Below are 757 nucleotides of genomic sequence, written 5' to 3'. Positions count from 1 at the left end.
ACCTTGCTCTTTTCCAAATTAAACTTCGTCTGCCGATTTTTCATTTATTCAGAATATATAAAAATTGTGAAGAGAAAAAATAGTAAATTTATAGAAATATCTATTGCCTTTATCTTAGGAGTTGCTTTAGGTATTTATGGACAGAATCCAGATTATTTTACTAATCTAATAAATCAAAAATCATTAGCTTCATCTGCGCCAAAAATAAAGCATTACAATATTTCAGAGCTTTCAAGAAGTAAAGTTAGTACATGTTTTACTCCTCCTGCCGGTTGTACTAAGTTTATAGCAAATCAGATAGATAGAGCTGAAGAATCTATTTATATGCAAGCATACGGTATGAGTGATGTACTGATTACTACTGCGCTTATTAATGCACAGATGCGAGGAGTAAAAGTTAGAATATTGCTTGATCGTAGTAATTTTAAGCAAAAATTTTCTAAATTGCATGAATTACAACGAGCAAAAATTGATGTGGACATAGATAAAGTACCGGGAATCGCTCATAATAAAGTTATCATTATCGATAGAAAGAAAGTAATAACCGGTTCGTTTAATTTTACAGCAGCTGCTGATAAACGTAATGCTGAAAATGTAATTATTATAGAAGATCAGGAGCTAGCAGAGTCTTATTTACAAAATTGGTTAAACAGAAAAGCGAGTAATTCGGGTAAATAGTCATTGCGTGCGATACCGAACCCTCATTGCGAGCAGCCATATAGCTCCTTTATGTCATTCCTGCGAAAGCAGGAATCCA

Annotated in this window: 1 protein-coding gene; it reads left to right on the top strand. The window is 33.0% G+C overall.

Going from position 1 to position 757, the window contains the following annotated elements:
* Positions 1 to 66: 66 nt before the first annotated feature.
* Positions 67 to 678, top strand: a complete 612-nt coding sequence (gene pld, locus KYQ89_RS01465) for a phospholipase D (protein ID WP_218460082.1) — start codon at positions 67 to 69, stop codon at positions 676 to 678.
* The last annotated feature ends 79 nt before the right edge of the window (positions 679 to 757 follow it).

The organism is Rickettsia sp. TH2014 (genome assembly GCF_019249195.1).
Classification (GTDB): domain Bacteria; phylum Pseudomonadota; class Alphaproteobacteria; order Rickettsiales; family Rickettsiaceae; genus Rickettsia; species Rickettsia felis.
The sequence above is the reverse complement of the archived record's forward strand: the minus strand, read 5'-3'. Positions and strand labels throughout refer to the sequence as shown.